General features: G+C 64.9%; 24 protein-coding genes. 14 read left to right on the forward strand and 10 right to left on the reverse strand.

Going from position 1 to position 25,971, the window contains the following annotated elements; all coding sequences use genetic code 11:
• The first annotated feature begins 97 nt into the window (after positions 1-97).
• Genes AC1RR5_RS20635 through AC1RR5_RS20645 form a run of 3 tightly spaced genes read left to right on the forward strand, consistent with a single transcriptional unit; the run spans position 98 to position 5,497 of the window.
• Entirely contained in the window at positions 98-901 is an 804-nt protein-coding gene (locus tag AC1RR5_RS20635) for an ImuA family protein (RefSeq protein WP_492924532.1), read from the forward strand.
• The gene (locus AC1RR5_RS20640; protein WP_492924534.1) at positions 813-2,336 is read left to right on the forward strand and encodes a Y-family DNA polymerase; all 1,524 of its coding nucleotides are present in this window, start codon (positions 813-815) and stop codon (positions 2,334-2,336) included. The genes AC1RR5_RS20635 and AC1RR5_RS20640 overlap by 89 nt, the downstream gene beginning before the upstream one ends.
• A gap of 8 nt (positions 2,337-2,344) precedes the next feature.
• Entirely contained in the window at positions 2,345-5,497 is a 3,153-nt protein-coding gene (locus tag AC1RR5_RS20645) for an error-prone DNA polymerase (protein WP_492924536.1), read from the forward strand.
• Positions 5,498-5,817: 320 nt separating this feature from the next.
• Here the strand turns inward: AC1RR5_RS20645 and AC1RR5_RS20650 are convergent, their stop codons facing one another.
• The gene (locus AC1RR5_RS20650; protein ID WP_492924538.1) at positions 5,818-6,207 is read right to left on the reverse strand and encodes a hypothetical protein; all 390 of its coding nucleotides are present in this window, start codon (positions 6,205-6,207) and stop codon (positions 5,818-5,820) included.
• A gap of 153 nt (positions 6,208-6,360) precedes the next feature.
• A complete protein-coding gene (locus AC1RR5_RS20655; protein ID WP_492924540.1) occupies positions 6,361-6,543 on the reverse strand; it encodes a hypothetical protein in 183 nt (60 codons plus the stop codon).
• 94 nt (positions 6,544-6,637) lie between these two features.
• Here AC1RR5_RS20655 and AC1RR5_RS20660 point away from each other — a divergent pair, with 94 nt between their 5' ends.
• The 3 genes from AC1RR5_RS20660 (at position 6,638) to AC1RR5_RS20670 (ending at position 8,432) form a co-directional block, all read left to right on the forward strand.
• Entirely contained in the window at positions 6,638-7,411 is a 774-nt protein-coding gene (locus AC1RR5_RS20660) for an exodeoxyribonuclease III (RefSeq protein WP_492924542.1), read from the forward strand.
• A complete protein-coding gene (locus AC1RR5_RS20665; RefSeq protein ID WP_492924544.1) occupies positions 7,408-7,731 on the forward strand; it encodes a hypothetical protein in 324 nt (107 codons plus the stop codon). The genes AC1RR5_RS20660 and AC1RR5_RS20665 overlap by 4 nt, the downstream gene beginning before the upstream one ends.
• A 458-nt stretch (positions 7,732-8,189) precedes the next feature.
• On the forward strand, positions 8,190-8,432 hold the full coding sequence (locus tag AC1RR5_RS20670) for a hypothetical protein (protein ID WP_492924546.1): 243 nt from the start codon (positions 8,190-8,192) through the stop codon (positions 8,430-8,432).
• Here the strand turns inward: AC1RR5_RS20670 and AC1RR5_RS20675 are convergent.
• From AC1RR5_RS20675 to AC1RR5_RS20685, 3 genes are all read right to left on the reverse strand, one after another.
• On the reverse strand, positions 8,429-9,271 hold the full coding sequence (locus AC1RR5_RS20675; RefSeq protein WP_492924548.1) for a hypothetical protein: 843 nt from the start codon (positions 9,269-9,271) through the stop codon (positions 8,429-8,431). The genes AC1RR5_RS20670 and AC1RR5_RS20675 overlap by 4 nt on opposite strands.
• Positions 9,272-9,479: 208 nt before the next feature.
• Complete coding sequence (locus AC1RR5_RS20680) at positions 9,480-9,869, reverse strand: hypothetical protein (protein ID WP_492924550.1); 390 nt, start codon at positions 9,867-9,869, stop codon at positions 9,480-9,482.
• A gap of 67 nt (positions 9,870-9,936) precedes the next feature.
• Positions 9,937-10,119 (reverse strand): hypothetical protein, encoded by a 183-nt coding sequence (locus AC1RR5_RS20685; RefSeq protein ID WP_492924552.1) that lies wholly within the window; start codon positions 10,117-10,119, stop codon positions 9,937-9,939.
• A 158-nt stretch (positions 10,120-10,277) separates the two neighbouring features.
• On the opposite strand from AC1RR5_RS20685, the gene AC1RR5_RS20690 reads away from it, so the two are divergent.
• Positions 10,278-11,321 (forward strand): MvdC/MvdD family ATP grasp protein, encoded by a 1,044-nt coding sequence (locus tag AC1RR5_RS20690; RefSeq protein ID WP_492924554.1) that lies wholly within the window; start codon positions 10,278-10,280, stop codon positions 11,319-11,321.
• 90 nt (positions 11,322-11,411) lie between these two features.
• On the opposite strand, the gene AC1RR5_RS20695 is transcribed toward AC1RR5_RS20690, so the two are convergent.
• Positions 11,412-13,118, reverse strand: a complete 1,707-nt coding sequence (locus tag AC1RR5_RS20695; RefSeq protein ID WP_492924556.1) for a peptidase domain-containing ABC transporter — start codon at positions 13,116-13,118, stop codon at positions 11,412-11,414.
• Positions 13,119-13,123: 5 nt separating this feature from the next.
• Positions 13,124-14,371 carry an HlyD family secretion protein gene (locus tag AC1RR5_RS20700; protein ID WP_492924558.1) on the reverse strand — a complete coding sequence of 416 codons (1,248 nt, stop codon included), beginning with the start codon at positions 14,369-14,371 and terminating at the stop codon, positions 13,124-13,126.
• A gap of 100 nt (positions 14,372-14,471) precedes the next feature.
• Here AC1RR5_RS20700 and AC1RR5_RS20705 point away from each other — a divergent pair, with 100 nt between their 5' ends.
• A complete protein-coding gene (locus tag AC1RR5_RS20705) occupies positions 14,472-16,511 on the forward strand; it encodes a cysteine peptidase family C39 domain-containing protein (RefSeq protein WP_492924560.1) in 2,040 nt (679 codons plus the stop codon).
• A gap of 933 nt (positions 16,512-17,444) precedes the next feature.
• Here the strand turns inward: AC1RR5_RS20705 and AC1RR5_RS20710 are convergent.
• Positions 17,445-18,242, reverse strand: a complete 798-nt coding sequence (locus AC1RR5_RS20710) for an alpha/beta fold hydrolase (protein ID WP_492924562.1) — start codon at positions 18,240-18,242, stop codon at positions 17,445-17,447.
• Between the two features lie 586 nt (positions 18,243-18,828).
• Between AC1RR5_RS20710 and AC1RR5_RS20715 the strand changes: the two genes are divergently transcribed.
• Complete coding sequence (locus AC1RR5_RS20715; RefSeq protein ID WP_492924564.1) at positions 18,829-19,026, forward strand: glutathione S-transferase N-terminal domain-containing protein; 198 nt, start codon at positions 18,829-18,831, stop codon at positions 19,024-19,026.
• A 170-nt stretch (positions 19,027-19,196) separates the two neighbouring features.
• The gene (locus tag AC1RR5_RS20720; protein ID WP_492924566.1) at positions 19,197-19,436 is read left to right on the forward strand and encodes a glutathione S-transferase C-terminal domain-containing protein; all 240 of its coding nucleotides are present in this window, start codon (positions 19,197-19,199) and stop codon (positions 19,434-19,436) included.
• A gap of 206 nt (positions 19,437-19,642) precedes the next feature.
• Here the strand turns inward: AC1RR5_RS20720 and AC1RR5_RS20725 are convergent, their stop codons facing one another.
• Positions 19,643-19,840, reverse strand: a complete 198-nt coding sequence (locus AC1RR5_RS20725; RefSeq protein ID WP_492924568.1) for a hypothetical protein — start codon at positions 19,838-19,840, stop codon at positions 19,643-19,645.
• Positions 19,841-20,056: 216 nt separating this feature from the next.
• Here AC1RR5_RS20725 and AC1RR5_RS20730 point away from each other — a divergent pair, with 216 nt between their 5' ends.
• Positions 20,057-21,994, forward strand: a complete 1,938-nt coding sequence (locus AC1RR5_RS20730) for a hybrid sensor histidine kinase/response regulator (RefSeq protein ID WP_492924570.1) — start codon at positions 20,057-20,059, stop codon at positions 21,992-21,994.
• A gap of 94 nt (positions 21,995-22,088) precedes the next feature.
• Here AC1RR5_RS20730 and lov read toward each other — a convergent pair whose 3' ends face one another.
• Positions 22,089-23,159, reverse strand: a complete 1,071-nt coding sequence (lov, locus tag AC1RR5_RS20735; RefSeq protein WP_492924572.1) for a blue-light-activated histidine kinase — start codon at positions 23,157-23,159, stop codon at positions 22,089-22,091.
• Positions 23,160-23,794: 635 nt separating this feature from the next.
• Here lov and AC1RR5_RS20740 point away from each other — a divergent pair.
• From AC1RR5_RS20740 to AC1RR5_RS20750, 3 genes are all read left to right on the forward strand, one after another.
• Positions 23,795-24,382: a CC0125/CC1285 family lipoprotein gene (locus tag AC1RR5_RS20740; RefSeq protein ID WP_492924574.1), complete on the forward strand. Its 588-nt coding sequence runs from the start codon at positions 23,795-23,797 to the stop codon at positions 24,380-24,382.
• A gap of 952 nt (positions 24,383-25,334) precedes the next feature.
• Positions 25,335-25,718, forward strand: coding sequence for a response regulator (locus AC1RR5_RS20745; RefSeq protein ID WP_492924576.1), 384 nt, complete (start codon positions 25,335-25,337; stop codon positions 25,716-25,718).
• A 93-nt stretch (positions 25,719-25,811) separates the two neighbouring features.
• Positions 25,812-25,955, forward strand: a complete 144-nt coding sequence (locus tag AC1RR5_RS20750; RefSeq protein ID WP_492924578.1) for a hypothetical protein — start codon at positions 25,812-25,814, stop codon at positions 25,953-25,955.
• The last annotated feature ends 16 nt before the right edge of the window (positions 25,956-25,971 follow it).

Genomic DNA, 25,971 nt, shown 5'->3' on the forward strand with positions numbered 1-25,971 from the left:
ATTCCGCTCAAACCCTTGCGGCGATTGAGCCGTGGCCGTGGCGCCGCTGCGCTGCACCCTTTGCCCCGTTGACTCCACGGTCAAGCAGAGAACAAAGGTGGAACATACTCGTTCTCCCGCCATGGCCCAGACAATCACCCCTTCCCCGCCACCCGACGCGCTCAACGCGCTCCGCCGCAAGGTCCGCGCCCTGGAAACCCAGGGCCGTGTCAGCCGCGCGGTGTTGCCGTTCGGTGTGACACCGCTCGACGCGCGCCTGCCTGGCGGCGGCCTGACGCTCGGCGCACTGCACGAGGTGGCCGGCGGGGCGGAGGAAGCGCTCTACGGCGCCACGGCCGCGCGGTTCGCCGCTGGGATCCTGGCCCGCGCGCAGGGCGAGGTCCTGTGGTGCCGCCGCCAGGCCGACCTCTTCGCCCCGTCCCTGGCCCAGGCGGGCCTGCCGCCCCACCGGCTGATCTTCGCCGACGCCGGCGACGAGGCCGGCGTGCTGGCGGCGATGGAGGAAGGCCTGCGCTGGCCGGGCTTGGCGGGCGTGATCGGCGAGGTCGGCAAGCTCTCGATGACCGCGTCGCGGCGCCTGCAGCTGGCGGCCGAGAAGAGCGGCCAGATCGCCATCGCGGTGCGAAGATGGCGGCGGATCGCCGACGCGGCCGATCTTGGCCAGCCGACGGCGGCCGAGACGCGGTGGCGGGTCTCGCCCCTGCCCTCCTCGCCGCTTCCGTCGTCCGTTCCCGGCGTGGGTCGTCCCCGCTGGTTCCTGGAACTCCTCCGCTGCAAGGCGGGCGAAGCCTTCGACATCGAGCTAGAAGCCTGTGACGCAAAGGGTCATCTCCGTCTTCCTGCCCCGCTGGCCCACCGACCGGCTGGCCCGCTTGCAGGGCAAGAGCGCGCCATCGCCTGACGTCCCGATCATCATGGTCGGACGCATCGGTCGCCGGCGCGCGATCGCGCACATGAACCTGGCCGCCGCCAAGACCGGCCTGCGTCTGGGCCAAGCCGTCGCCCACGCCACGGCCATGATCCCGGGCCTTGTCCTGCAGGACTTAGACACCGAGGGCGACAATGCCGCCCTGCAGCGCCTGGCGGTTTGGGCCCAACGCCTCTACTCGCCGACCGTCGCGGCCGATCCGCCCGATGGCCTAGTCATCGACGCCACTGGCTGCACCCATCTCTTCGGCGGCGAGGAGAAGATGCTGATCGACCTTCGCCGGCGCCTGGGCAAGGCGGGCTATACAGCCACGGTCGCGATCGCCGACAGCTGGGGCGGCGCCCATGCCCTGGCCCGCTATTCGCGGCGCTCGGTATTCGCGGTCCCGCCGGGCGAACTGGGCCGGCAGCTCAAGGACCTGCCGGTCGCCGCCCTTCGCCTGCCGCCCGAAACGGTTCAGGCCCTGGCCAAGCCGGGCTTCGACACCATCGGCGAACTCGAGGCCACAGCCAAAGGCCCCCTGGCCCATCGCTTCGGCCTGGAGCCGATCCGTCGCCTCGATCAGGCCCACGCTCGCGAGCGCGAGCCGATCGAGCCGGTGTTCGCGCCGCAGACGCCGCGCGCGGCCAAGATCTTCGCCGAGCCGATCGGCGCGCCCGAGACCATGGCCCGCTATCTGACCGCGCTGACCGTCGAACTCTGCGCCGTCCTCGAATCCGCCAGCCTCGGGGCCAAGACGATCGACGCCTGGTTCTACCGGGTCGACAATCGGGTCGAGAGCGCACGGATCGGCCTGTCCGCGCCGGCCCGTGATGCGCGGCGCCTGGCCAAGCTGCTGTGCGAAAAGCTCGAAAAGGTCGATCCGGGGTTTGGCGTCGACAAGATGGTGCTGGCCGCGCCCGGCGCCGAGCCGCTGGCCTATAGCCAGGATGATGCTTTAGGCGGCAAGCGCCGCGCCGATCTGTCCGGCCTGATCGACACGCTTCGGGTGCGCCTGGGCGCCGACGCGGTCTATCGCCTGGCCAGCGCCGAAAGCGACATTCCCGAGCGGAGCGTGCGCAAGGTCCCCGCCGCCGAGACGCCGGCCGCCTTCTCCTGGCCGGTCGACTGGCCACGGCCCACGCGGGTCTTTCCACGTCCTGAGCTCATTGAGACGGTGGCCCTGCTGCCCGACCAGCCGCCGGCCGCCTTCACCTGGCGCGGCGTGCGCCGGCGCGTGCGCCGGGCCGATGGCCCCGAGCGGGTGTTTGGCGAGTGGTGGAAAGCCGACGCCGAACTGGCCCGCTCGCGCGACTACTTCCAGATCGAGGACGAAGGCGGCGAGCGCTACTGGATCTATCGCGATGGCGACGGCGAGGACCCGGCCACCGGCACCCATCGCTGGTTCATCCAGGGCGTGTTCGGATGAGCTTGATCATGCAAGCTCTTGAAGATCTTGGCGATTATGTCGAGCTGCAGTGCGCCTCGCACTTCTCTTTGCTGCGCGGCGCTTCATCCCCCGGTGAGCTGTTCGACGAGGCCGCGCGACTCGGCTATCGGGCCCTGGCCATCTGCGATCGCAACAGCCTGGCCGGTCTTGTCCGCGCCCACATCGCGGCCAAGGAGACCGGGGTTCGGCTGATCGTCGGCTGCGAGCTGGTGCTGCGGGACGGCATGAGCGTGGTGGTGCTGCCCACCGACCGCCCGGCCTACAGCCGCCTCTCGCGCATGTTGTCGCTGGGCAAGAGCCGGGCCGGCAAAGGCGAGTGCCACCTCGACCTTACCGATCTGGCCACCCACGCCGAAGGCCTGGTCGCCATCCTCATCCCTGAAGACGCCGACGAGATCACGGCCCGGCAGCTTGGCAAACTCGCGGCGATCTTCGGCGCCGACGCCCATGTCGCCCTCACCTTGCGCCGACGCCCTGGCGACGCCCTACGCCTCCACGACCTGGAGCAGATGGCGCACGCCGCCGGGGTCACGCCGGTGGTCACCAATCGCGTCCTCTTTCACGAGAAGGATCGGCGCCTGCTGCAAGACGTCGTCACCTGCATTCGCGAAGGGACCACGATCGACGACGTGGGGTTCAAGCGCGACCGCCACGCAGATCGCTATCTGAAGGCGCCGGCCGAGATCCAGCGCCTCTTCCCCCGCCACCGCGACGCCGTCGCCGCTTCGGTGGCGATCGCCGCCCGCTGCCGCTTCTCGCTCTCCGAACTCAGCTACCAGTACCCGCGCGAAGTGGTCGCCGACGGCGAGACGGCCCAGGAGACCTTGGAGCGCCTGACCTGGGAGGGCGCGGCCCAGCGCTTTCCCGATGGCGTGACGCCGGAGGTGCGCAAGATCCTCGACCACGAGCTAAGGCTGATCGGCCAGCTGGGCTATGCGCCCTACTTCCTGACCGTCAATTCGATCGTCCGATACTCCAAGAGTCAGGACATCCTCTGCCAGGGCCGCGGCTCGGCCGCCAACTCGGCCGTCTGCTACGTGCTGGGCATCACCAGCATTGACCCCGAACGCAACGATCTTTTGTTCGAGCGCTTCGTCTCGGCCGAACGCGACGAGCCGCCCGACATCGATGTCGACTTCGAGCATGCCCGCCGCGAGACGGTGATGCAGTGGATCTTCGAGACCTACGGCCGGCATCGCTCGGCCATCGTCGCCGTCGTGCAGCGGTTTCGGCCGCGCGGCGCCGTGCGTGACGTCGGCAAGGTGCTGGGCTTGCCCGAGGACATGACCAAGGGCCTTTCCAGCCAGATCTGGAGCTTTTCTCGCGAGGACATTGAGGAAAAGCACGCGCGCGACATGGGCCTGGACCTCTCCGACCGCCGCCTGCGCCTGACCCTGGAGCTGGCCCAGGTACTGCTGAACACGCCCCGCCATTTTTCCCAGCACCCCGGCGGCTTCGTCCTCACGCACGATCGGCTCGACGAACTGGTCCCGATCGAGCCGGCCCGGATGGAAGGTCGACAGATCATCGAGTGGGACAAGGACGACATTGACGCGCTGAAGTTCATGAAGGTCGACGTCCTGGGTCTGGGCATGATGACCTGCCTCAAGCGCGGCCTTGATTTGCTGAAAGACGCCAAAGGCATAGCGCTCGATCTTGCGACCATTCCGCCGGAGGATCCGCGCACCTACGCGATGATCCGCCGGGCCGATACCCTGGGCGTCTTTCAGATCGAAAGCCGCGCGCAGATGGCCATGCTGCCGCGCCTAAAACCCCGCAGCTTCTACGACCTGGTCATCGAGGTGGCGATCGTGCGCCCCGGCCCGATCCAGGGCGACATGGTCCATCCCTACCTGCGGCGGCGTGAAGGCAAGGAGCCGGTGAGCTATCCCAAGCCCGAGCTGGAGAAGGTGCTGGGCAAGACCCTGGGCGTGCCGCTCTTCCAGGAGCAGGCCATGCGGGTGGCCATCGAGTGCGCCGGCTTCACGCCCGGCGAGGCCGATCAGCTGCGCCGCGCCATGGCCACCTTCAAGTTCACCGGCGGGGTCAGTCACTTCAAGGACAAGCTGGTGGGCGGCATGGTCGCGCGCGGCTATCCGCAGGACTTCGCCGAGCAGACCTTCAATCAGCTGGAAGGTTTCGGGTCTTACGGCTTTCCCGAAAGCCACGCGGCCAGCTTCGCGCTCCTGGCCTACGCCTCGTCCTGGCTTAAATGCCACCATCCGGAGGTCTTCTGCGCGGCCCTGCTCAACAGCCAGCCGATGGGCTTCTACCAGCCGGCCCAGATCGTTCGCGACGCCATCGAGCACGGGGTCGAGGTGCGGCCGATCTGCGTCAACGCCTCGCGCTGGGATTGCACGCTCGAAGAGACGGCCGATGGCGCCCTGGCTCTGCGCCTGGGCCTGCGCATGGTCGGTAAGCTGGCCGAGGTCGACGCCGCCCGCCTGGTCCTGGCCCGCGCCGAAGAACCCTACCGTGCGGTCGATGATGTCTGGCGTCGCGCTCAGATTGGCCCCGGCGCCCTGTCGCGCCTCGCCGAAGCCGACGCCTTCCGCCCAAGCCTTGGCCTGGCCCGTCGCGAAGCCGGCTGGAAGATCAAGGGTCTGCGCGATGTCGCCCTGCCCCTCTTCGATCGACCCGATGCTTCGGACCTGAACGAGCCGGCGCCGAACCTCAAGGCCATGACCGAGGGCCGGGAGATCGTCGAGGACTACGGCCATGTCGGCCTGTCCTTGCGCCGCCATCCGCTGGCCTTGCTGCGCGAGGACCTCGCCGGCCAGGGCTATCGGCCGTGCCAGGCCGCCGCCAGCGGGCGCGATCGCCAGTTCATCAAGACGGCCGGCCTCGTGCTCGTGCGCCAGATGCCCGGCACGGCCAAGGGCGTGATGTTCATGACCATCGAGGACGAGAGCGGGGTGTCCAATCTCGTCATCTGGAAAACGCTCTACGAGAAGCAGCGAAGGGTTGCGCTATCGGCGCACCTGCTCGGCGTGGAGGGTTATATTCAGCGCGAGGGCGATGTCGTTCACCTCGTCGCCTACAAGCTTCATGACCTCGGGGCGGTGCTCTCGAGCCTGCAGGATCGAGGGGCCGACGCGGGCGATCTCGCCTGGGCCAAGCGCAGCCGAAATTTCTGCTGAGCCAGGCCTTGAGCCGTGGCCGATCGCCCCCGCAAGTCCGCGCCACGCTTGTTGAACGGCCCATCGTACCGCTTGGCGTACGCCCCGCGCAGCCGCTGCCATTGCAGCGCCATCGGCGGGTTCATCTCGACCTCAGTGGCTTGGCCGGGGCTAGGGCTCACGCCTTGATTTGGAAAAGACATGTTTACGACGAAGGCCCGCGAGACCGCCGATCGGCGGCTCGCATGCCCAACCCGCGCCGCGCGTCCGGCTGCGCGAGATGGTCATCAAACAGATCGGATAACGCCACGCCGTCGGACATTCCGGGCGGCGTTTTCGTATCAGGGGCTGGCGTCGCCCAGGTCCAAGGAGACCAGGAAGGCTTCGATCAACGGCCCGGCCATCATCTCGAAGCGCGCGGCGGATATCTTGGGAATCCGCGCGCCCAGGCCCTGATGGCTCTTCACGAGGCTTCCGCCCGTGAGACCGACGATCAGCTCCAGCTGGGCGCGGGCGTCGCGCTTCTCGCCCGACGGCCCCAACGCTGTGACGCCAGCTCCCTCGGGAAAAATGAAACGATAGGTCAGGACGGGCCGGGACGCCTCGGCGTAGGCCAGAAGGGCTTCGCGCCGCTGAAGGACGTCGTCGAGATCGACGACCACGCCGATGCGAAGCGCGTCGTCTTCGACGAGCAGCGACTGGGCGGCCAGGGCCGCGACATGTTTGGGCATGGTCAGGATATGGGATGGGCCGGGTCGCAACGCCAGAGGTCGGCCGGCCCGCGGGCGCAAGAGGGCGTGCACACGAGCCGGCCCCCGTCCGCCAAAACGCTACGCGGCGGACAGCTATTAAGCGATCTGCCGCGGGGCGCGGTTCCGACAGGGCTAGTGTTTTTGACGGTCGCCCTTGTCGCCTTGGCCCGGACCGGCGTCATGGTTGGAGTGACGACGCTGGTCGGCGGCCGAAGCCTTGCCGACGTCGACCTCCTCGGAAAAATGGCCTTGATCGTCCCGGCGGAGATAGCGCTTGTCGCCAGGGGTGGGCTCGATGAGTTCACGTTTGGACATCGGTTGCGTCTCCCTTTCAAAAGACGAATCCTCAGGCCAGCCAATCTGTTCCGCCACAGCGGAACGCAGTCGTGACGGCAGCGGTTGAGGCGGTGTGCGGATCGCCACCTACAACATCAACGACGTGCGCAAGCGCTTCGACCCGCTGCTGGAATGGCTGGACGACGCCCAGCCCGACATCGTCTGCCTGCAGGAACTGAAGACCGAGCAAGGCCGCTTTCCCGCCGAGGCCCTGGAGCAGATGGGCTATGGCGCGGTCTGGAAAGGCCAGCGGACCTGGAACGGGGTGGCGATCCTGGCCCGCGGCATGACGCCCGTCCTGACCCGCGCGGCTCTGCCAGGCGAGCCCGATCCATCCCAGTCGCGCTACATCGAGGCGGCGGTGAACGGCGTGCTGGTCGGCTGCCTCTATCTGCCCAACGGCAACCCCGTCCCAGGACCCAAGTTCGACTACAAACTGGCCTGGTTCGAGGCTCTATCGCTTCATGCCCAGGCCCTGCTGGCGACCGGCGCACCCGTCGTCCTGGCCGGCGACTACAACGTCGTGCCGACCGAAGCCGACATCTATCCCAACCATTCGTACGGCGGCGACGCTCTGCTCCGCCCAGAAAGCCGCGCGGCCTTCCAAGGCGTGCTCGATCAGGGCTGGACCGACGCCTTGCGCGCGCTGCATCCGACCGACGCCCCTTGGGCATTCTGGTCGTATCTCCGCGAGCGCTGGCCAAGGGACAAGGGTCTGCGCATCGACCATCTCCTGGTTTCGCCCAATCTCGTCGCTGACCTTCGGGGCGGCGGGGTCGACCGCTGGGTGCGCGGTCTAAACGGCGCGAGCGATCACGCCCCGACCTGGATCGAGATCGATCGATGACCGCGCCGTTGGTTACACCGGATGGGCGCTACATCGTCGTGCGCGGTCGGCTGTGGCGACGGAGCAATCCCGACCTCGCGCCCGAGGTTCGCCAGGGCTTCGTCGATGGCCTGATGGCCGCCCGCCGGGCGGTTCGCGACGCTCTGGCCTCAGGCGATGAAGCCGCCCTTTCGGCCGCCCGCGCCAAAGTCCACTCCGCCAAGGTTGGTCTCGGCGAGCGCGGTCCGGTCTGGTGGACCGATGGCGCGCCCGATCTCAATCGCCACATGGCCAGGACCACGCCCTATGGCGAATGGTGGGCGCGGCGCGGCGACGCCTAGCGCGACCACGAGCGGCGCCTTAACCTGCGCCCATGCCTTCTCGTTCGCGCCCCACCGCCCGCTTGTTGACGCCGATCGGCTGGGCAGGCCTAGCTACCGTCGTCGCCCTGGCGGGAGGCTTGATCCTGGCCTTTGTAGTTTTCCGCCCACACCTGGCCTAACGCGTCCAGGCGTGAACCTCGTCATGCACGGTCTCGCCCGTGAAGACCTCGCCGTTCCGGCTCAACTGTCGAACCGCAGGACTCCTGACCATCCCTTGCTCGCCATTCCGACGTCTCCCGGGCTGCCTGTCCAGGCAGACGGCGGCGTCACCATGGGCCTTCTGCTGTCCACGATATTCCATAAGATGATGGGGGGGCGTGGAGGATCACCGCGTGGCCCGAACCCTCACCCTCAAGTTCGTGTCAGCGGGTCGCTTGGCGATTACGTCACCGCTCAGGTGAGCGAAGGCGGGGCCTATGAAAAACGTCAGCGAATATGTGCGTGACTTCATCCGCCGCGATAAGAACGACGCCGAGGCAGCAGCCTTCGCGCGGCTGAAAGCAGAGCTCGCCAGCGCCTTCGCCGCGCCCGACGAGAGCTATGAGGCGCTTGACGCCGAGGCCATTATCCTCGCCTTCGATTCTGCGCATCTACGATTTTTTGGAAAATCGTATCCGCGAGCGCGCCAGAGAGGCAATGCAGGCCGACTAAAGCTTTAGCACCGGCGCGAGGAGGTCTCGATCTGTTGGGCCAGCGCTTCCAGACCAAAGGCGCTCCTACGCTCATCAACGGACTCGCGGTCCGCAATTGGGAAAGGCTCCCACTGGCCTTTGACCACGCAACTTCCCTGGAGACCGAAGCGAAGGGGATGTCCGGCGCCAGCCGCCCATCGATCAAACAAATAAGGAAAGCGGTTCCGGGCACTCTCTCCGCTTTCAACCAGGGGCTCGATCATATCGATCGCAGCCTTCTGGAAGTCGCGGTCGGCGTCGCTGTGCTGTACAATCGTCCAGGCGGCGATATCGGCGTCCGCGCCGTCTCTGCTGATGGTGAACCATCCGCGCGACTGAAGCGTGGCCTTGAGCCAGGCGGTGTTGTCCCTGTCCGATTCTAAGGCCGCGTTGCTGATCAATCCCATGAGCAGCAGTTCGCCGAGCGGCGTGATACCTGGAGCAAACACGCCGCGCGCGCTGCGAGGCAGGCTGTTTCTGGCCGCCGAGTCGTGGGCCACTCGCCGAAAGAGCTCAGCAGCTTCGGGTGAGGCCGCATTCGACGAAAGCTGAGCGTATCGGCGGGTGCTTTCGTAGCCAGCAGGGGGCGTGCCATCGCCTGAGAGGGCTTGCGCTACGATCGTGCGTCTGAGTTGTTCGGCCTGTCGCGCTTCGCGGCAAGCGAGTAACCAAGCATCGGGTGACGAACTGGCTTTGAGCCGCGCGATCTTCTCTATGGGCGCGGCCAGGGACTTGGACCCTACGCAGCCTTGGAGGGTGTCGGCGGCGATCGGATCGCCTTGAGTCAGCAAGGCGCTCATAGTGATCGCAGCCAAAGCTAACAGCATGCAAACTCCTACTGCGTCACGGCGCGCAAAGCATTTGAGCCCGCTCGCGCGAAGTCTCGTCAATCAACACTACCGGCCCAATATGCTGAAATTCTCGTATAGAGCGGAGATGTCGAATAGCTCGCTACTCTTTACGGTCAATGCCTTGCGATCGCACGCCTTCCAGTGCGCTTGCAAGGTTGCTGGCGCGGGGCGTGGCGCCTGGATGTCAAACGGGATCGAAGTGGCCGATCGGGCAGCGGGAAAACGAAAGCCTAGCTTTGAGGCTCATCAAGCAGCCACATTTCAGGCAGCGCATCCCCAGATCGATGGGGGAAGAAATCCTGCGCGAATGCGGGCAAGCTCCACAGATCTCTAGTCGTTTCGCAACGACGTCGGCCGGTGCTGGCCTAACAAGCGAGATGATGCTTTTGACGTCGTCAGGAGCTCTCTCGATCCCATCTCCGACTTTGAGAACATCCTCGGCAAACCCATTGAGGACCTTATCCACCTCAACCGTATTTGAGCATGTCTTGAGGAGGGCGTGCACATCGCCAAGCATTTTTCCGTTGATGTCGACCGTGCGCCCGCTGTCCAGCACGACCTTCAAATGGGACATTCGTAGCTCTCTAAAAAAGTGTGTTGCGAAGGTGGCCGGCGCGGACGCCCACGCCGGCCGATAGACTTTAGGTGCACTCCGGGAAGCCGTTGTCCGGGCTGTCCGTACCGTCGTTATTGCAGCCGCCGCTACCGCAGGTTTCGGTCGGCGCGCAGGGGCCGGCGCCCGAGATTTCTTCGAGTTCCTCGATCGTCATCGTCGTCAAGAACGCCTCGCGAGCGAGTTGCGGCAGCGTTTTGGCCTGATGCATTTCCGTCTCCTAAAGGTGCGTCTCATAAGTGAGACGAATACACCTTAGAATCGAAAAATTCCTTAGACAACCTGTAAGTGATCTCCCTAAGGTTACGGGTGATCGCGGTCTGCGCGAGTACCGTAGCGCCGCGAATGGCTGAATATGGGAGCCTGTATATGCAGCTTGGAGTTGTTATATTCGGCCAAATGCATGAACCGCATATCGAACGGGTCGTGACGCAACTGCACGCCGTCGGCATCCAGACCAATGTGTTCGACATCTATCGAGGCCAAGCCTCAATGAGCTTTGCAGACCGTCAGGACGACGTCTGGCCTCTGATCGACTTTATCGGTGGATTGGACGGTGTAGCAATCTGGAACCGTCAAAAGCGCCCGGCAGGCGATGTGCGTCAGGAGTGGCTCTGGGGTGAGATCATCGACGCCAACACGCTGGAGCAATACCAGACCGCCAAGTTCTGGAAGGCGGAATGGGCGATGTTTCGGATGGCCGTACAGGCGGCGCTTCTCAAGCACCCGCATGTGAGATTGATCAACCCTGGTACGACGACGGCCTTTGCGGGCCTGAAACCGATCCAGCTTGGCCTCGCAAAGGAGGCCGGATTCCATATCCCGCTCACCGTCATAGGTAACGATCTGCAGGCGGTTCGCGCCACATTCGGCGAAAGCGTGCTCTACAAACCCTTGTCCGGGGAAGCGATAACAGGGATCGGCAATCCGCCGCCTGCGATCTTGAGAACGGATGACCTTTTGGCGAGCGAACTGGCCGATATCGCACCAGGTATCTTTCAAGAGAAGATTGAAAAGGCGTTTGAGCTTCGAGTCACGATTTGCGGAAGCGAAGTCACGGCCGTAAAAATTGATTCCCAAGCGATCAAGATTTCGAAGCTGGATTGGCGCAAGGCCCAGCATCGGAGTGAGATCTACAGCCGCTATGAGCTTGATGACGAGATTCGCAGCGCTATCACGCGGTACATGCAGCTCGCAAATCTAGACTTCGGCGCTATGGACTTGGCCATTACGCCGGAGGGGCAAAGTGTGTTCTTCGAGTGCAATCCCGAGGGGCAATGGATGTGGATGGAGGAGCATCTAAATCTGTCCATCACTGTCGCGGCTGCAAGAATGCTCGCCGCGCTGGCAGGTCGCGCGGCAACTGACAATCGCGCGCAGGAGCGTACTCCGGCAGCCATTGCGTCATCTTAGGCGACTTGCGCTGGGCGGGCGGTGGGCCGTCCCGCCGCCAGCCAAAGTTTGTCACAGTGGGCAAATGCAGCCGATCTGCGAGGCCTGACCTTAGGCGCCGTGAAGCTGTCGGACAGCATCTGCATGCTGTATCTCAACGACTTTGCCAGAACCATCCACACGCAAAACCCTATCGGCTGACCGGATGGTCTCGGGGCGATGGGCGATGAGGAAGACAAGCGCTTCGGATTTCCGTATCGAATGCAAAATGCCGGCCTCGTTGTCGACGTCGAGATGCGCTGTGGCCTCATCTAGAATCATCACCCGAGGCTTGCGGTAGAACAGCCGCGCCAGCTGAAGGCGCTGTCGTTGCCCGCCAGATAGCGCGTTGCCCATGTCTCCGACCTGAGAGCTCTCCCGCAGAGGGAGGCGAGCAACCTCTTCGGCCAGGCCGGCCAACGCGAGCGCCGTCCATACATCACTCGTCGACGGGCTTTCGGCGAAGAAGCTGACGTTCTGCTGTATTGTACCCGCAAATATCTCGTCGTCCTGCAGAACGATCCCGATGGCGACGCGCAGCGTGGCGCGGTCCCAGTCGTTCAGAGGCACGCCATCAAGCAAGACGCGGCCCTCGCTCGGCTCATAGAGTCCACCAATGATCTTTGAGAGTGTTGTCTTGCCGGCGCCTGATACGCCAACGATGGCGACGACCTCTCCGGAACGCGCCGTAAAGTTTACGTCTGTGAGGATCGCGGGATCCTCGGGACCGTATCGGAATCCTAGTCCGATGACATCCAGGTCGCCGCGAACATGGGCGACGGTGTGCGCGCCATTCGCTTCCGGGGTCGTGCGAAACACCTCTTCAATTCGACTGACATGGGCGTCGATGTTTTTCCAACTGGCGTATTGCTCGAACAGGAAGGACGCCCGTTGTGTGAACTGGGCCTGATAGGCGATCGCGGCGATCATCGCCCCGACACTCAAGTCCCCCCCTAGTACCAGCGTTGCCGCTGCGAAATAGGTCACCAGCCCGATCACCTGCATGGCGGTTGATTGAAGCGAGGAGAAGACGCTCGTGGTGTCCGAAACCAGCGCGGCGGCCCGTATGCTTTCCGACAACGCGCCTGTCCAAACCGCCTCCTTGGCGCGCTCCCCCCCCAATGCCCGAATGGTTTGAATGGCGCGCACCGCTTCCATGCGATGGGAGCTTTCCTTAACCGAGGCCTCGATTGCCGCTGTCTGCCGGCGTCGGATGACTGGAATTCCGACCAGGCGAATGCCGACATAGGTGGCCAAAAGCAGAAAGGAGATCGCGGCGAGGACAGGCGATACAAAGAGCAGCATGGCAAGGCTGACGATCACCAGCAGGCCATCGACGACAACCGCTGTTATCAGGCTCGTCATCAAGAGCCGGGTCTGATCAACGGCCGAGAATACTTGAAGAACGTCCGCCTGCGGCTTGGAATGAAACCAGCGCAAGGGTAGGCGGATCGTGGACGCGAAGACGTCCTTTGAAAGGTGCCACCAGATCGTTGAGCTCACGCGTGAGACCGCGAAGCTCCGGACCAGACCGGAAAATCCCGACACTAGGAGCAGCGCGCAAAAACCAAACGTGGCGAGGTACAACAGGTTGACGTCGCCAACGGGGATGACGTCGTCGATAATGATCCCTGCAAATAGCGGGAACACCGCCACTTGAACCTGCACCAGGAACGACAGGGCGATGGACTGCATCAAATAGGATTTCAGAGCCGGCGTGCGGCGCAATATGCTGATGACAGAGACTGCTTTCGTCGAAGCTTCGGTCGGTCGGCGCATGTGACTCATTGATCGTGCAGGGGCGAAAAGAGGTGCGCCGCGACGCTCTTGTTCTCGAGGATGATTTTCGCCGTCAGGGTGCTGCCGTAGGGAATGGGCCAGCGCCTTCCTGCTGCTGCAACCGTCGCGCTCTCGACGCTCACAACCACCTTGTAGGCTGACGGAAGACTCGTGCTCAGGGGGGGCGGCGGGGAGGTCGGCGCGCGGGACACATACAGAACCCTTCCATGGCCGCTGCCGTACTTCTGATACGGAAAGGCGTCGTACATCAGGACCACAGAACGCCCGACTTCGACGAAGCCGATCGCCCTTGCGTCCAGCCAAAGCTCGGCCGCCAGCGGGGCATGGTCGGGCGCCAACACCGCGACTTGCTCGCCTTCCGCCACCGATGACCCTGGATTGGCGGTAATGCTCGACACCCGGGCCTCGCGCGGAGCGAGGATCAACTGGCGCCGCCCCTTCTCGATCTCCAGTTTCCGTTGATCATGCTTGGCGTCGAGCAGGCGCAAATCCGCAGCCTGCCCGCTCATCTGCGCTTCAAGTCTGCGGCCTTCCTGGCGCGCGGCCGTCAAATCGAAGAGGGCCCGCGAGCGCTGCTCCCGAACTTCAAGGAGCGTCGTTTCCGACTGTGCAAGGGCCGCCTGCCACAGTCGCCATTGATTGCCGGAGACATACTTGAGCTCGAAGGCCGAGCGCCCCTTTTCGAGCGTCTCGCGGTTGCGCTTGACCTGCTCCAGGGCGATGGTCTCGCGCTGGTCGAGCAGCCCTACCAGGCGCAACGCCTGGCTTTGCGCTTCACGCGTTTGACCGACTTGATGGCTGAGGGCGACATACTCGACATCTAGCTTCTGGCGTTCCGCAACGCTCTCGGCGTTGGCGACGCGGGCCTCGAGTTCGCCGCGCGCGCCATCGAGAAGATCCTGGTCAAGCGACAACTTGAGGATGGGCGCGCCCTGGCGAACGGTTTGCCCTTCGGCGACGAGGACCTCGCTAACGACGCCGGCGCTGGGCGCGCGTAAGCTGAGGGCGCCGCCCACCGGTCCGATGGAGCCTCTGGCTTCCACTTTCTTCGGATAGGGAATGAAGCAAATCGCAAGCCCACAGGCGATCGCCACCGCGAACAGCGACGTTAGTAGAAGCTTGTTGATGGTCGGCGGCAGGTGGAGCTTGGGCTCCGTCGCGGGCTCGGCATCTGCCCCGCGCGTCCCAGGGTAGGCTCCATCTTCTCCACGCCGATCCGCAGGTCGCCACACGCCACTGCCCCCAAATGCAACCTTATGTATGGAATTTCATGACAATGCGCAAGGGTTGTGCAATAGGCTGTCTATAGCACTTCTTGGACATTCGCCCAGCATGCCCTCTCGCGCAAAGCTTCCTGTCTACTATTCAGCAGAAATAGCTGAGTGCGGGCTCGTGTGTTTGGCGATGGTTCTCGCTGAGCAGGGCATAGTAGAAGATGATGGTGCACTTAGAAAAAGATTTCGTGTTTCGTCCAGAGGGTCTCGCCTTAGCGATATCTTGCGCGTGGCGAATGAATTCGGAGTTCAAGCTCAGGCTTATCGCGCACCGATATCGGATCTCGCGCAATTGGGATCGCCCCTCATAGCGCACCTGCGCCAAAATCACTTCGTCGTAGTGAGCAAGGTGTCCCGCCGCGCCGTGGTATTTCATGACCCGACCTTTGGCCGGCGCGTCCTGCCGCCGTTCGAGTTCGAGAAGCTCTATGGCGGCGTGGTCATGTCGTTTTCCGCGCCAGCGCTAGCACCTAGGCGGACAGAGCCCATCCAGGCCGCGTCCTTGTCCCGACGAGCGCTCAGGAGGCCGTGGCCTGGTCCCGCGGTGCTTCTCGGGGTCCTGGACATCATCCCTGCGATCCTGGCGCTGGCGGCTTCGCTTTTCATCGACGCCGCGATCGCGGGCAGTGGGCAAGGGGACGCGCTCGGCGCCGCCATTGGTCTCGTGGCGCTTGGCGCAGTGAGCCACATCGTTTGCCGCGCCTATGCCAATGGAGTGGCCAGGCGCACTTCGCTGGGCATAGCGACACAGATCTGGTCGGGCGACATTGCCGAACGCCTCGTTCAGGGACATCGGTCCCAAATCGAATGGCTGAGCGAGATTGGCGATACGAGCTTCGAGATTCTGAAGGAGAGGATCGAGATCGTCGGCCGCCTTTGCGTCGCGATTTGCGGGGTGATCGCCTTGCTGATGGTCGACTGGAGAAGCGCCATAATCGCACTTCCGGTCGCTACGGCACTTTCAGGAGCGGCTAATTTGCTGGCGCGCCGCAAGGACCGGCGGCCGCGGATCGACAACATTAATCTACGGTTCAAAAAAGCTATCACCCGATCCGGTGCCTCTGGCCCGCGCTGGTGGGGGAGCTTTTGGCGCGAAGTTGGCGACGAGGTTGCATGGGTATCGACGTGGCGCTCTCTGCTCGCTGCGGGATTAAGAGCGGAGCTTACCGATAGCGCTACATCGGTCCTGGTGAGCGTCGCGACGATTGGTGTGATCCATGCCCTGAGTTTCCTTGAGCCTGTGCGCCATCCTGCCATCCTCGTGGCGGCCACGGCTATCTTGGTATTCTGCACGCAGCGCCTCTGGATGCTTCTTCCTAGTATGCCCAAGCGTACGCGCCAGTTACAGCGCTTGCGTCACGTACTCGCCGAGCCCAACTCCACGCCCGACGTCGCAGACCTGGCTGTCCGAGAGGCGGTCTCGATCGAGATCACTGACCTTGCCTTCTCATATGGCGTCGGTGAGGCCAAGATCTTCGATGGCCTGACCCTCAAGATCGCCGCTGGCGAGCGCGTCGCGGTTCGAGGCGCGCCCTCAAGCGGTAAGTCAACTCTTTTGAAGTTGATGATCGGCAGCGAGTCGCCTCAACGCGGCGACATAAGTTGGCGAGGCGAGGGCGGTATCCGCATCGAGGCCAGCACTGCCAAAGGGCTGTTTGGTTATGTCTCGCAAGAGGCTGAACTGTTCGCCGGGACGCTTTTCCAGAACATCGCCGGTTTTGCGCGCGACCCCGACCTCGCCAGAGCGATCAACTGTGCCAGGGTCGCCCGATTGGACGAATTCGTTAGAAGCGTGCCAATGCGTTATGAAGCCTTTGTCGTGCCCGGCGGCGCCAACCTGTCGGCGTCCGAGCGCACGAAGCTGATGATCGCCCGTGCCTTGTACGAAGGCTACGGCGCGCTGCTGATCGACGATGTGATGGGGCGCCTGGATGCGGCCGATCGCAAAGCCATCCTCTCGGCGTTGAAAGAGCGACGGATAACGACGGTCCTGGTGACTGGATCCGATAAGCTGGCGATGGAGGAGGACCACGAACTGATCGTCGGCCAACCCGTGGGAGAGGCGTCTCGCACGCCAGCCCGTGCACTCCAATCTTGAAATGAGCGAACGGGAGAGCCCAAATGGCGCGGTTGACGCAGGGCTGCGCGCGCCCACCGGTTGAGAAGTTGGCGTCTGTTGTCGAGCGACTGCCCATGAAGATCAGCGCAGCGGAATGTCTGGTGATGGAAACGCTTTGGCTGCACGGTCAGTCGACCTCCGAATGCATCATGGCCAACCTCTGCGGGGCGCACCCGTCCCTCGTGGCTCTACGTTACCTCCGGCTATTCCAATCCGTGGCTCGACGATCCAGCCGACTACGACCCTGATGGGGAGTCTGGCACGGGTGTGGAGTTTAGCTACGTGGTGGGGAAAAGGGTCTGCAAAGATCGAGAGCTGCTGGAGCTGTTGATCTGGGGGGACGCCTAGCGCCTTCGATGTTGAGCAACCTTAACGATGCATCCCGCTGGAAGGCCTTTTAGGGCTGCAGCAACGCTCCAGAGAGGCGCCTGAAGGGAGGCCGGCGACGAAGCCATTAAGCAACGCGGCTTTCCGGATCTTGAACTCATAGATGCAGGCTAGCCGCCAATGCTCTTGCGTCGCCCCGGTGACCCCGCCAGCCAGCGTGGACGCCAAACCGCATCCGCAAGCACGAAACCGCAGGCACTCGCCATTCGACGCCCCTAAGGAGCCCTCCCCGAGTCAGCGTCGCTGTCAGCGCAGCGCCAGGAGAGGACCCTGTCGCACCCTCCACGAACTGGACGCTCAGTCGCGAGGACAGAAAGTCGGAACTAGATCGTCCTTTAGCCCCGGGGATCTTCCACGACCTGCCGAAGCGCGTCGAACCGCGACCGCCAGAGCGACCGCTGCAGGCGCGCAAAGGCCTCACCTGTCCCATGAAACGACCTGGAGAACGGAGGCGCTCACGGTTAGGAGCACCTGCCTGGGTGGGCCCCTGCAAACGCGATCACCAAGGCCGCCGATGAGCGAACTTTAGCGGCCAGTCGTCAGAAAGCCGACGACATCGCGGGCGAAACGCTCCGGCTCTTCGACAAACATGAAATGGCCGTCGCCCTTGTAGGTCAGCATTCGCCCGCGGGGCAGAGCCTTGGCCAAGGCGCGTTGCGGCGCTTCCACGGTCTGGAAATCAGCCTCGCCGGCGATCACCAGCACCGGCGCCTTGATGTCACTCGGCCGATCGAAGCGGTAGGCGGTCAGGCCCTGGGCGAGCAGAGCGCTGGCCGACTCGCCGCTGTTGCCCAGGCCGTCGGCTTGGTCGGAAGCGTCGACGAGCGCGCCGATCTTGAGGTCAGGGTACATGTTCCGATGGAAGAACGCGTTTCTGGCCTCGCCCTGATAGGCGGCTATGAAATTGCATTTCGCGACGTCATCACTGGATCGCGCGCTAACCGCGCGTGCGTAGGCGGCCGGATCGACGGTGGCCAGTCGCTCGCAAATCCCATCGGCCAGGGCCGGCATGTCCGGCGCCGCGCCGGCGAGGACCATCCTGGAAACGTGGTCCGGATAGCGGGCGGCATATTCCAAGGCGAGGATCGTGCCGAACGAATGGCCAACGAGGGCGATCCTTTGCGCGCCAAGCTGAACGCGCAACGCTTCGACATCGTCCGTCATCCGGGTGATCGAGTAGGCCGAGGCCGCCGCGGGCCGCTCGGAGCGGCCGCTGCCACGCTGATCCAGATAGACCATCCGCAGATGGCGCTCGAGCGCTGGGCCGGCGAACTTGGCGAAGGTCTGACTTCCCTGGCCCGGTCCGCCGTGCAGGAAGACCACGGGCGGGGCGCCGGGAGGGCCCGCCACCCGGTACCACAGCCGGGCGCCAGGAGCCTGGAACTGATGCGCTCCGCTGGCCTGTGCTTGGGCATGGTGTGGGGCGAGCACCAGCAGGGCGCCCGCCAGGGCCAGAAGTTTTGTAAAGGATCCCACGACCACTCCCCAGTCCCGACCATAACGGGCTGTAGAGCTTTGCCGTCATTCGGCGCGACGGGTCTTGTTGTTTTGTGACCGGTCCGCCAGCGCAACATGGCCCAGCATCCGCGTAAGTTTGCGTAATCGACGCCAGCACCGATGGCGGGCCCGGCAACATCGACAGGAAGGCGTTCGCCGTCATCCCCGCGGACCATCGGGCGTAGCCTGGGTCACAACGCCGACGCCAGTCGCGAACAGCGTCCTGGCGTGCGCGGCGGACGGACCGGTGTCGATGCCCGCCACGCCTGGCAAGTGCGGCCCGCTCGGTGGCGCATGGGATTGAGGGCGCCCCAGCTTACGTTGTGCAGCAATAAGGCCTTGAAACGGGCGCTGACGCCGATGAAAGCCAAGGCTAAATATACCGCCGCCAAGGTCACGATGAGAGGACGCCATGCAGCTTTGGTACGCCTCAACCTCGCCGTTCGCGCGGAAGGTGCGCGTCGCCGCCGACGAGTTGGGACTGACAGGCCGGTTGGACCTGATCGAGGTCGATCCCTGGACCAACACGCGCCTGCGGGCGCTCAATCCCTTGGCCAAGGTCCCGACCCTGGTGCTGGATCAGGGCGAATGTCTCTACGAGTCGCGGTGATCTGCGATTATTTCGACGCGCTCGGCCCCGAACGCCGTCTGATCCCGCCCGCCGGCGCTGGCCGCTGGCGCGCCTTGCGCCTTCAAGGCTTGGCCGATGGCGCGTCCGTCGCCGCCGGCCGTCTCTTCGCAGACGAATATAGACCGCGAAACGAGCGATCCGATACGGTCATGGAACGCCAGCGTCAGGCCCTGGCCGCCGCGCTCCAGGCGATGGACGTCGAACGACTGGATCCCGAAATCTGCACCGTTGGCGAAATCGCCGTGGGCGTCCTGCTGGGCTATCTGGATTTTCGTTGGCCCGACCGCGAATGGCGGCGGGCTCGTCCAGCCTTGAGCGAATGGTTCGCGGGGTTTTCGGCGCGTCCCGCCATGGTCCGCACCGAGCACCGGCCGGCCCGCCCCTTGTGAGTCGCTTGCACGGCGACGTCCTCTGGCGGGCCTCCAGCGGTGGCGAACACCTTCAGCCGAGAATGCCCAACCAAAACCTCGGCCACACCCTTGAGCGCTTGCGCCAAAATCAAAAGGACTTTGGCGCTCATACTCTGCGGGCAGCAGGTTTGGCCGACATCTCCTAGCCTCGACGAGCGGCGGTATGTGTCGCCAGACGTCTGAGCCTAGCCGAGCGGCTTCTGGTAGGTTTGCGCCGGTGTGTCCCCCGAAGTCAGAACGCGCTGCAAGTGCTCGAGGGTCTTGCGGGCAGCGTCCAAGGTCAGGGACCCGTTGAAACCATCAGGGCCTGTCAGCACGACTTCGCCATCGATGAGTTCGGCGTTGAGCGGGATATCGAATGTTTGGTGTGTCATCCCGTCCAAACGCCGATCCGCGTTCCGAGTTCACGGGCTGCTGGCGTCCTTTTAGCGATCCGATCTGGCGTCCAAGCCGCCTTAGCGAGCGAGCGGCGCTTCGTGCGCGCGCGTCCCCGCATGAGAAGCCTTGAACCCGCCCAGGCAATCGGCCAAATAGCATCACCGCCTACGGGGCTATCGCCCACGCTGCCGGACCCCGTCCAAGGCCCGTGGAGCTCGCAGGTGAAGGCCATTCGTCCCAAAGCCCTGACCGATCTGGCGCACGCCGAGCGTTTCGAGCTGCTCATCCAAGCGGTCAAGGATTACGCGATCTATCTGCTCGATCCGCTCGGCTACGTCGCCAGCTGGAATCCGGGCGCGGAACGGTTCAAGGGCTATACGGCCGACGAGATCATCGGCCAGCATTTCTCCAGGTTCTACACCGACGAGGATCGCGCCATCGATCTGCCGAGGCGCGCGCTCGAGACCGCCACCTCCGAAGGCCGCTTCGAAGCCGAGGGCTGGCGGGTGCGCAAGGATGGCTCGCGCTTCTGGACCCACGTCGTCATCGATCCTGTCGTGGGCGAGGACGGCGCGATCATCGGCTTTGCCAAGATCACGCGCGACGTCTCGGACAAGCGGGCGGCCGAACAGGCTCGGTTCGAGAGCGAGCAGCAGTTTCGCCTGCTGGTGCAAGGGGTGCGCGACTACGCGATCTATCGGCTCGATAAGGAGGGTCTGGTCTCAAGCTGGAACGCCGGGGCCGAGGCGATCAAGGGTTACAGCGCCGACGAGATCATCGGCCGCCACTTCTCCACCTTCTACACGCCCGAGGACCAGGCAAGGGGTGAGCCGGCCCACGCCCTGGCCACGGCGCTCGCCACCGGTAAGTTCGAGGGTGAAGCCCAACGTGTCCGCAAGACCGGCGAGGTTTTCTGGGCGCACGTCCTGCTGGACCCGATCTTCGACGACGCGGGCGAGCATGTCGGCTTCGCCAAGGTCACGCGCGACATCACCGAAAGGCGGGCGGCCCAGGAAGAGCTGGAACGCAGCCGCGAGGCGCTCAACCAGGCCCAGAAGCTGGAAGCCATTGGCCGACTGACCGGCGGGGTCGCCCACGACTTCAACAACCTGCTGACGGTCATCCGAGCCTCGGCGGACTTCCTGACGCGACCAGGGCTGAGCGAGGACAAGCGCGCGCGTTACGTCCAGGCCATCGCCGAGACCGCCAACCGGGCCGCCGTCCTGACCGGCCAATTGCTCGCGTTCGCGCGCCGCCAGCCGCTGCAGCCCGAAGTCTTCGACGCGGGGGCGCGTCTTCGCGGCCTGGAGCAGATGATTGCCACCACCGTCGGCGCGGTCGTCGATGTCCAGATGGCGCTGCCCGACGAGCCGTTCTGGATCGAGGCCGACCCCAGTCAGTTCGAGACGGCCGTCCTCAACGTCATCATCAACGCGCGTGACGCCATGCCCAGGGGCGGCGCGATCCGGGTGTCGGTGTCGTCGGTCGACCAGGTGCCGCCGGTGCGCGGGCACGCCGCCGCCAGCGGCGCGTTCGTGGCCCTGAGCATCGCCGATACGGGCGTGGGCATGTCGCCGCAAACCCTGCAGCGCATCTTCGAGCCGTTCTTCACCACCAAGGCCGTGGACAAGGGTACGGGCCTGGGCCTTAGCCAAGTCTACGGCTTCGCCAAGCAGTCCCGTGGCGAGATCGCCGCCGAAAGCCAGGAGGGGGTCGGAACGACCTTCACGCTCTATCTGCCGCGCGCCAAGGCGCCGACGCAGGCCGCCCTTCCCTCACCGTCGCCGGCGCCCCAAACCCTACCGGCGCGTCGCATCCTTTTGGTCGAGGACAATGAAGGCGTGGGCCGATTTGCGGCGGGGCTTCTGACCGAGCTTGGCCAGACCGTCACCTGGGTTGGCGACGCCACAAAGGCGCTCGCGGTTCTGCAAGCGGGCGCGGGCGACTATGACCTCCTGTTCTCGGACGTCGTCATGCCGGGAATGAGCGGCATCGAGTTGGCCCAGCAGGTCCGCGCCCTGTGGCCCGATCTGGAGATCATCCTGACGAGCGGCTACAGCCATGTCCTGGCGGAGAAGGGCAATCACGGCTTTGCCCTGCTTCACAAACCCTACTCCATCGAAGGCCTGCTCTCGGCCCTGCGGCAAGATCAAGCCTAGGACGCGACAACCGGTTCGCACGGCGAGACAGGCGCTGCCTCGGCGCCCCGCGTACGGCGCAGCGGACGAGGTGTGCTCGCCCCCTTACGAAGCCTCAAGGCCTGGGATCACCTGCCGCGGTGAGCTCGAACGGTTCGACGGCGACGTTGAGCGGAAGTGTGAACTGGGCCGCCAGACCTGCCGAGCGCCAATGCATCTGGGCCTGGCCGCGAAGCTGCCGCTCGATGATGGCGCCGATCATGGTCGCGCCAAAGCCGGGGGGGCGACTGATGGCCGGCTCGGGGCCGCCGGTCTCGACCCACGACAGCACCAGTGCGGCCTCGCCGCCGTGGCGCCACGTGACGCTCACATGTCCTGCGCCTTGCGACAGGGCGCCGTGGCGCCAGGCGTTGGCGATCATCTCGTGCAGCACGAGCGCCAGCGGTTGGACGAGGGTCGCGGCGACCTGGAAGGGCGGGCCCATCAAGGTCACCCTGTGCCCGGCAGGCCCCACCAGCGCCTTCAGCAGGTCCTCAAGCAGGATGTCGCGCCATCCCTCGCGCCCGAGCAGGGCATGGGCGGTGGCGAGCGCCTGGACGCGGTTCTGGATCGCGGCGGCATACCGCGCCGGATCGTCGGCGCGGCTCAGGCGCACGATCCCCTGGACGATCGCCAGGGCGTTCATCGCCCGGTGATCGACTTCTCTCAAGAGCCGGTGCTCGACGATCTGCAGGGACTGCGCGCGTCGGCGTTCGGTGACGTCTAGCTGGGAAGCGAAGAAATAGAGCAGTTGACCATCGTCGGCCTGGACGGGGCTAAGGTGCAGGCGGTTCCAGAACGACGTGCCGTCCTTGCGGTAGTTGAGGAGTTCGACCGTGCACTCCTGCTGCGCCGCCACTGCGGTGCGAATTTCAGCAATCGCCCCCGAGGCCGTCTCCGGGCCCTGCAGGAACCGGCAATTGCGGCCCAAGACTTCATCGGCGTCATAGCCGGTCAGTTCGAGGAAGGCGTTGTTGGCCAGGACGATCGGATTGTCGGGCGCCTGTGCGTCGGTGATCACCATCGGCATGCGCGTGCGCTCGACGGCGACAAACGCCAATTCCTGGCGGTCGGCGCGACCCTTCGCTGTCGAGGCGGCCGGCTCATCGCCGTGGAGGCCGGGGGCCGGCAGGACGACGTCACTCATGGGATGCTCGCATGGACTCGGATCACCCCAACGCCGGCCGCCAAAAGCCGTTGCACCTCAAGGCCCAGGATGTCCTTGGCCGCTTCCCGCCACGAAGGCGCGAGGCTCAAGGCGCGGCGGTGATCTGGCAGCCCCCTCGGACGAGAAGGCGATCGTACAAGCGCCGCCAAACTCAGCGGCGAGGCTGCGCTGGAGCAATCGCGATCCAAAGCCGCGCCGGGCCGGGGCGACGACAGCCGGCCCGCCCCTTTCGGGCCAGCTCAGGTGAGCACGCCGGCGTCTCCCCAGGCGATGTCCACGACGCCTTCGTGATTGGCCCAGGCGTCATATTGGGTGGCGTTGGTGGCAAGCGCCTGACGGGCCATCGCCAAGCTCAGCGCCGTCTGCGGCCGCCGAGCTTAGCGCCTTGCAAGGCTTGCTGTCACTCGGTTGAAGGTTCTGTCGACGATGGCTAGAGGGTCGCCGCAGGCGCGCCGCGGAGCCGGGCAGGAAACCGGCGCCGGCTCCTGCAAAATCGCCGCCGCGCCGGGCGGACGAAAACTGTCGGCAACCTAACACTATAATTTTCCTAAAGATTTTGGCATCCAGGCGAGCTTCTGGGGCGTATCTTGCGGTATAGACTGAAGGAGCTCTTCATGACGATCAGACGCGCCGCTCTGGCGGGCATGCTCGTTGTTGCCGCCGGCCTGACCGCCTGCGCCACCGCCACGCCCTACCAGCCCAATAGGCCTGGCCAGACCGCTTCTGGCGGCTTTTCGGATCTGCGCCTGGAGCCAGACCGTTATCGGGTGACCTTCGCGGGCAACACGATGACATCGCGAGAAACCGTCGAGCGCTACCTGCTCTATCGCGCGGCCGAGCTGACGACCCAGCAAGGCTATGACTGGTTCGAGACCGCCGACCGGCGAACCGACCGCGATGCGCGCACCACGATCGAACAGGACCCGTTCATGCGGCCAGGCTTTGGCTATGGCGCGGGCTATGGCTCCTGGCGCCCGGCTTGGCGCTACTATGGCTCCGGCTATGGCGGCTGGCGCAGCTGGGACCCGTTCTGGGGCGATCCTTTCTTTGCTGATCGCGCCCGGGTGCGAACGGTCGAGAAGTTCGAGGCCTTTGCGGAAATCGTCCTGCACAAGGGACGAAAGCCTGTCGGCGACGCGCGCGCCTATGACGCCCGGGAGATCCTTTCGAGCCTGGGGCCCAACATCCAGCGGCCATCCTGACAGTACGTAGCGTCGAGAGCGGCGCCGCGAGGCTTGGCGGGACGGCCGCCTTGCAAGGCGGCGCCGCCCCGAGGGTTTTCTCGGCCATGTCCTTAGTTTCGGCGTCAGCGAAGGCGCGCGTCACGGCTTGCTTCGTTGGCGACGGTCAGGGTTTGAGGACCCGACCGGTGTGTTGGGGGAGTCGATCGTCTACACCGCCCTTGAATCGACGCGGCGGATCGGCTCGCAATTCGTGGCCGGGCGCTGGTTCGGCGCTATCACCCACGGAAGGGACACTCGCTCAAGCCGAGAGCCAGAATCGCAGGGAAGAGCGTGCTCGACGATCACACCCTCGACGGCGTTGGCCACGATAGCGTCCAACGCCGTCGGCGTCGGGCTGCGTGGCATATGGTGATGGACCGCGAACGCACCGAGGACCGCGCCGCCGCGTCGAGAGCGGCCTGGACCAACAGGCCCTCAGCCCGTGGCGCAGCGCCAGATGCCGAAAGTTGGTCCACAGAGGGTCACGCGCCACGTCAGTCACATGGACAGGGTGGCCTAGGACGGGGTGGCCCAGGAACGCCGCCGCGCCACAGCCTCCGGCCGGCCCGATTGAGACGCCGTCGATAGCGTCACAATAGCTCCGCGGCAGGTTCGCGCCGCGCCGTGTCGCAGGCGCTGGCCCGTTTCATTGACGAGCAGCACCGAGGCGGCCATGCCCCGCCCGACGCGACTTCGGCGGTCAACAGCAGCGCTTCGAGCTTCGCGCGCAAAGGCAGCGCGACAGCACGGTTCGATGCGCCACGCGCACGGCGCTGAGCGTCCTCTAGCTCGACTGCGGTACCAACGCCCATGCACCCTGAAGCGCTCGAAGCGCCACTCAAAGAAAGCCGAAGTCCGCCCTTTGTTGCCATCGCATCTCAGAGGTCTATGGTTTGCGGCGCACGGCGCTTGAGCCACGAAGAGGCCGCAAATGACGGTAACGGCGCTGGTGATCGACGACAGCAAGCTTGCGCGCATTGTTCTGAGCAAGGCCATCTGCGCCCTGCAGCCAGACTGGACCGTGCTTGAGGCGGCCGACGCGGTCGAAGCGCTCGCCACGATTGATCAGGAAGCGATCGATCTGGCTGTGCTCGACTACAACATGCCGGGACAAAACGGTCTGGCGCTGGCCGAAACCTTGCGCGGACAATTTCCAAAAATGCCGCTCGCCCTGGCCACGGCCAATGTCCAGGACGAGATCATAAGCGCCGCGCGCGCCATCGACGTCACCTTTGTGGCCAAGCCCGCGACGCCGGACACGCTGCGCGGCTTCATCTCCGGTGCGGCATTGCGGTTGAGGTCACGGCCCGCGTGACGCAGCCCGATGCCGGAACCGTCGGGCGGCCCAAGGCTTCTTCTTCCGATCCTGGAGCGCCATCCTGGCGGCCGGATCATGGAAATACCCCTCATGCACACCTTTACCGTCGTGACCGTCCGGTCGCGCCGCGCCTCCCTGGCGCCGCAACGCGCCATCGCCAGCCCATCGGCCTTCCCGCGCCCGCGCACAATTCTCCGGCTGCCGGCCATGACCCAAAGCCCCGCGACCACCTAAGCGCGCGGGCCGGGTG

Source organism: Caulobacter sp. GW821-FHT11E11 (assembly GCF_058808315.1).

Coding starts and splice junctions, on each gene's coding strand:
- AC1RR5_RS20645 (WP_492924536.1), top strand. CDS start 2,345: ATGCAAGCTCTTGAAGATCTTGGCGATTATGTCGAGCTGCAGTGCGCC.
- AC1RR5_RS20650 (WP_492924538.1), bottom strand. CDS start 6,207: ATGCCCAAACATGTCGCGGCCCTGGCCGCCCAGTCGCTGCTCGTCGAA.
- AC1RR5_RS20655 (WP_492924540.1), bottom strand. CDS start 6,543: ATGTCCAAACGTGAACTCATCGAGCCCACCCCTGGCGACAAGCGCTAT.
- AC1RR5_RS20665 (WP_492924544.1), top strand. CDS start 7,408: ATGACCGCGCCGTTGGTTACACCGGATGGGCGCTACATCGTCGTGCGC.
- AC1RR5_RS20670 (WP_492924546.1), top strand. CDS start 8,190: ATGAAAAACGTCAGCGAATATGTGCGTGACTTCATCCGCCGCGATAAG.
- AC1RR5_RS20675 (WP_492924548.1), bottom strand. CDS start 9,271: ATGCTGTTAGCTTTGGCTGCGATCACTATGAGCGCCTTGCTGACTCAA.
- AC1RR5_RS20680 (WP_492924550.1), bottom strand. CDS start 9,869: ATGTCCCATTTGAAGGTCGTGCTGGACAGCGGGCGCACGGTCGACATC.
- AC1RR5_RS20685 (WP_492924552.1), bottom strand. CDS start 10,119: ATGCATCAGGCCAAAACGCTGCCGCAACTCGCTCGCGAGGCGTTCTTG.
- AC1RR5_RS20690 (WP_492924554.1), top strand. CDS start 10,278: ATGCAGCTTGGAGTTGTTATATTCGGCCAAATGCATGAACCGCATATC.
- AC1RR5_RS20695 (WP_492924556.1), bottom strand. CDS start 13,118: ATGCGCCGACCGACCGAAGCTTCGACGAAAGCAGTCTCTGTCATCAGC.
- AC1RR5_RS20705 (WP_492924560.1), top strand. CDS start 14,472: ATGCCCTCTCGCGCAAAGCTTCCTGTCTACTATTCAGCAGAAATAGCT.
- AC1RR5_RS20715 (WP_492924564.1), top strand. CDS start 18,829: ATGCAGCTTTGGTACGCCTCAACCTCGCCGTTCGCGCGGAAGGTGCGC.
- AC1RR5_RS20720 (WP_492924566.1), top strand. CDS start 19,197: ATGGAACGCCAGCGTCAGGCCCTGGCCGCCGCGCTCCAGGCGATGGAC.
- lov (WP_492924572.1), bottom strand. CDS start 23,159: ATGAGTGACGTCGTCCTGCCGGCCCCCGGCCTCCACGGCGATGAGCCG.
- AC1RR5_RS20740 (WP_492924574.1), top strand. CDS start 23,795: ATGACGATCAGACGCGCCGCTCTGGCGGGCATGCTCGTTGTTGCCGCC.
- AC1RR5_RS20745 (WP_492924576.1), top strand. CDS start 25,335: ATGACGGTAACGGCGCTGGTGATCGACGACAGCAAGCTTGCGCGCATT.
- AC1RR5_RS20750 (WP_492924578.1), top strand. CDS start 25,812: ATGCACACCTTTACCGTCGTGACCGTCCGGTCGCGCCGCGCCTCCCTG.